Annotated in this window: 1 tRNA gene and 3 rRNA genes; all 4 read right to left on the reverse strand. The window is 49.6% G+C overall.

Annotated elements, in window-relative coordinates:
• Nucleotides 1-3: 3 nt before the first annotated feature.
• A 5S ribosomal RNA gene (rrf, locus tag ACEE44_RS10255) occupies nucleotides 4-119 on the reverse strand.
• Between the two features lie 92 nt (nucleotides 120-211).
• Nucleotides 212-3114, reverse strand: a 23S ribosomal RNA gene (locus tag ACEE44_RS10260).
• Between the two features lie 302 nt (nucleotides 3115-3416).
• Nucleotides 3417-3489, reverse strand: a tRNA-Ala gene (locus ACEE44_RS10265).
• A gap of 52 nt (nucleotides 3490-3541) precedes the next feature.
• Nucleotides 3542-5098: ribosomal RNA gene (locus ACEE44_RS10270) — 16S ribosomal RNA — on the reverse strand.
• The 16S, 23S and 5S rRNA genes sit together here with 1 tRNA gene alongside, the layout of an rRNA operon.
• Nucleotides 5099-5148: the final 50 nt, after the last annotated feature.

Consider the following 5148-nt stretch of genomic DNA (forward strand, 5'->3'; position numbering starts at 1 on the left):
TTCGCTAAGCGACTACCGTATCTCACAGGGGGCAACCCCCAACTACTTCAGGCGTTCTAGGGCTTAACTGCTGTGTTCGGCATGGGAACAGGTGTATCTCCTAGGCTATCGTCACTTAACTACTGAGTCTTGTCAACTCAAAATTGAATATCTATATTCTAACAAGAAACCGAACGCTTGTCAATATTGACTTCGTTGAATTTTGCTTATCTAGGATAAGTCCTCGAGCGATTAGTATTGGTCCGCTACATGTGTCGCCACACTTCCACTTCCAACCTATCTACCTGATCATCTCTCAGGGCTCTTACTAACATAAAGTTATGGGAAATCTCATCTTGAGGTGGGTTTCACACTTAGATGCTTTCAGCGTTTATCCCTTCCCTACATAGCTACCCAGCGATGCCTTTGGCAAGACAACTGGTACACCAGCGGTAAGTCCACTCTGGTCCTCTCGTACTAGGAGCAGATCCTCTCAAATTTCCTACGCCCGCGACGGATAGGGACCGAACTGTCTCACGACGTTCTGAACCCAGCTCGCGTGCCGCTTTAATGGGCGAACAGCCCAACCCTTGGGACCGACTACAGCCCCAGGATGCGACGAGCCGACATCGAGGTGCCAAACCTCCCCGTCGATGTGAACTCTTGGGGGAGATAAGCCTGTTATCCCCAGGGTAGCTTTTATCCGTTGAGCGATGGCCCTTCCATACGGAACCACCGGATCACTAAGCCCGACTTTCGTCCCTGCTCGAGTTGTAGCTCTCGCAGTCAAGCTCCCTTATACCTTTACACTCTGCGAATGATTTCCAACCATTCTGAGGGAACCTTTGGGCGCCTCCGTTACCTTTTAGGAGGCGACCGCCCCAGTCAAACTGCCCGTCAGACACTGTCTCCGATAGGGATAACCTATCCGGGTTAGAGTAGCCATAACACAAGGGTAGTATCCCAACAGCGCCTCTGTCGAAACTGGCGTCCCGACTTCATAGGCTCCTACCTATCCTGTACATGTGGTACAGATACTCAATATCAAACTGCAGTAAAGCTCCATGGGGTCTTTCCGTCCTGTCGCGGGTAACCTGCATCTTCACAGGTACTAAAATTTCACCGAGTCTCTCGTTGAGACAGTGCCCAAATCATTACGCCTTTCGTGCGGGTCGGAACTTACCCGACAAGGAATTTCGCTACCTTAGGACCGTTATAGTTACGGCCGCCGTTTACTGGGGCTTCAATTCAGATCTTCGCTTGCGCTAAACCCTCCTCTTAACCTTCCAGCACCGGGCAGGCGTCACCCCCTATACATCATCTTACGATTTAGCAGAGAGCTGTGTTTTTGATAAACAGTTGCTTGGGCCTATTCACTGCGGCTGACGTAAAGTCAGCACCCCTTCTCCCGAAGTTACGGGGTCATTTTGCCGAGTTCCTTAACGAGAGTTCTCTCGCTCACCTGAGGCTACTCGCCTCGACTACCTGTGTCGGTTTGCGGTACGGGTAGAGTATGATACAACGCTAGAAGATTTTCTCGGCAGTGTGACGTCACTAACTTCGCTACTAAACTTCGCTCCCCATCACAGCTCAATGTTACAGATACAAGCATTTGACTCATATCACACCTCACTGCTTAGACGGGCACTTCCAATCGCCCGCTTTAGTTAGCCTACTGCGTCCCTCCATCACTTCATACTCTAGTACAGGAATATCAACCTGTTGTCCATCGGATACACCTTTCGGTCTCTCCTTAGGTCCCGACTAACCCAGGGCGGACGAGCCTTCCCCTGGAAACCTTAGTCTTACGGTGGATGGGATTCTCACCCATCTTTCGCTACTCATACCGGCATTCTCACTTCTATGCGTTCCAGCACTCCTCACGGTATACCTTCTTCACACATAGAACGCTCTCCTACCATAACACCTTAGTGTTATCCACAGCTTCGGTAAATTGTTTTAGCCCCGGTACATTTTCGGCGCAGGGTCACTCGACTAGTGAGCTATTACGCACTCTTTGAATGAATAGCTGCTTCTAAGCTAACATCCTAGTTGTCTGTGCAACCCCACATCCTTTTCCACTTAACAATTATTTTGGGACCTTAGCTGGTGGTCTGGGCTGTTTCCCTTTCGACTACGGATCTTAGCACTCGCAGTCTGACTGCCGACCATAAATCTTTGGCATTCGGAGTTTATCTGAAATCAGTAAACCGAGATGGCCCCCTCATCCAAACAGTGCTCTACCTCCAAGATTCTTAATGTCGACGCTAGCCCTAAAGCTATTTCGGAGAGAACCAGCTATCTCCAAGTTCGTTTGGAATTTCTCCGCTACCCACAAGTCATCCAAGCACTTTTCAACGTGCCCTGGTTCGGTCCTCCAGTGCGTCTTACCGCACCTTCAACCTGCTCATGGGTAGGTCACATGGTTTCGGGTCTACGTCATGATACTAATTCGCCCTATTCAGACTCGGTTTCCCTACGGCTCCGTCTCTTCAACTTAACCTCGCATCATAACGTAACTCGCCGGTTCATTCTACAAAAGGCACGCTCTCACCCATTAACGGGCTCGAACTTGTTGTAGGCACACGGTTTCAGGTTCTATTTCACTCCCCTTCCGGGGTACTTTTCACCTTTCCCTCACGGTACTGGTTCACTATCGGTCACTAGAGAGTATTTAGGGTTGGGAGATGGTCCTCCCGGATTCCGACGAGATTTCGCGTGTCTCGCCGTACTCAGGATACTGCTAGGTATAAAGACTATTTCAAATACGAGGCTGTTACTCTCTTTGGCCTACCTTCCCAGGTAGTTCTTCTATACTCTTTAAGTCCACATTGCAGTCCTACAACCCCGAAGAGTAAACTCTTCGGTTTGCCCTCCTGCCGTTTCGCTCGCCGCTACTAAGGCAATCGCTTTTGCTTTCTCTTCCTGCAGCTACTTAGATGTTTCAGTTCACTGCGTCTTCCTCTACACTACCTTAACAGTAGTGAGTGACAGGCATTACCTGCCGGGTTCCCCCATTCGGACACCCCTGGATCATTGCTTACTTACAGCTCCCCAAGGCATTTCGTCGTTAGTCACGTCCTTCTTCGGCTTCTAGTGCCAAGGCATCCACCGTGCGCCCTTATTAACTTAACCTTATTAACCTAATTTTTTCAAAAATTAGAAAACTCATTAAATATTCACAGCGTTTTCGGTTTATTTTCTTGTTACTATTTCTTAATGTATCCTTGCAGATACATCAGGAATGTTTGATAGATATTCAATTTTCAATGGACAAGTTTAGGATATGAACGACGGTCGCTTACGCGAAACTTCTGTAGAAAATTAGGAATCTGACGCTGTGTGTCTTGCACACAAGGAGGATTATCTATTTTCCTAAGAAGTTAGTCGTGAATTCAACTTCACTGTTATTCAGTTTAGTAGGATTTCTATCCTAATGGAGCCTAGCGGGATCGAACCGCTGACCTCCTGCGTGCAAAGCAGGCGCTCTCCCAGCTGAGCTAAGGCCCCACAAGACCTCTCAAAATTAAAGAAGACTAACGTACAGGTTCCATTTCCTTAGAAAGGAGGTGATCCAGCCGCACCTTCCGATACGGCTACCTTGTTACGACTTCACCCCAATCATCTATCCCACCTTAGGCGGCTGGCTCCTAAAAGGTTACCTCACCGACTTCGGGTGTTACAAACTCTCGTGGTGTGACGGGCGGTGTGTACAAGGCCCGGGAACGTATTCACCGCGGCGTGCTGATCCGCGATTACTAGCGATTCCGACTTCATGTAGGCGAGTTGCAGCCTACAATCCGAACTGAGACTGGCTTTAAGAGATTAGCTTGCCGTCACCGACTTGCGACTCGTTGTACCAGCCATTGTAGCACGTGTGTAGCCCAGGTCATAAGGGGCATGATGATTTGACGTCATCCCCACCTTCCTCCGGTTTATTACCGGCAGTCTCGCTAGAGTGCCCAACTGAATGATGGCAACTAACAATAGGGGTTGCGCTCGTTGCGGGACTTAACCCAACATCTCACGACACGAGCTGACGACAACCATGCACCACCTGTCACCGATGCTCCGAAGAGAAACCCTATCTCTAGGGCGGTCATCGGGATGTCAAGACCTGGTAAGGTTCTTCGCGTTGCTTCGAATTAAACCACATGCTCCACCGCTTGTGCGGGCCCCCGTCAATTCCTTTGAGTTTCAACCTTGCGGTCGTACTCCCCAGGCGGAGTGCTTAATGCGTTAGCTGCGGCACTGAGTCCCGGAAAGGACCCAACACCTAGCACTCATCGTTTACGGCGTGGACTACCAGGGTATCTAATCCTGTTCGCTCCCCACGCTTTCGAGCCTCAGCGTCAGTTACAGACCAGAGAGCCGCTTTCGCCACCGGTGTTCCTCCATATATCTACGCATTTCACCGCTACACATGGAATTCCACTCTCCCCTTCTGCACTCAAGTTTGACAGTTTCCAAAGCGTACTATGGTTAAGCCACAGCCTTTTACTTCAGACTTATCAAACCGCCTGCGCTCGCTTTACGCCCAATAAATCCGGACAACGCTCGGGACCTACGTATTACCGCGGCTGCTGGCACGTAGTTAGCCGTCCCTTTCTGGTAAGATACCGTCAAGTGAGAAACTTTCCACTCTTCTCACAGTTCTTCTCTTACAACAGAGCTTTACGATCCGAAAACCTTCTTCACTCACGCGGCGTTGCTCGGTCAGGGTTGCCCCCATTGCCGAAGATTCCCTACTGCTGCCTCCCGTAGGAGTCTGGGCCGTGTCTCAGTCCCAGTGTGGCCGATCACCCTCTCAGGTCGGCTATGTATCGATGCCTTGGTGAGCCGTTACCTCACCAACTAGCTAATACAACGCAGGTCCATCTCATAGTGAAGCAATTGCTCCTTTCAAGTATCTACCATGCAGTAAATACTGTTATGCGGTATTAGCTATCGTTTCCAATAGTTATCCCCCGCTATGAGGCAGGTTACCTACGCGTTACTCACCCGTTCGCGACTCACTTATCTCGGTGGAGCAAGCTCCGGTGAAATAAGTGCGTTCCACTTGCATGTATTAGGCACGCCGCCAGCGTTCGTCCTGAGCCAGGATCAAACTCTCATAAAAAGTTTTGATTCAAACTCAAGCTATTGCTAGCTTTCCGTTTTATTGTTTTT

This window comes from Streptococcus sp. 32226D021BW, assembly GCF_053545015.1.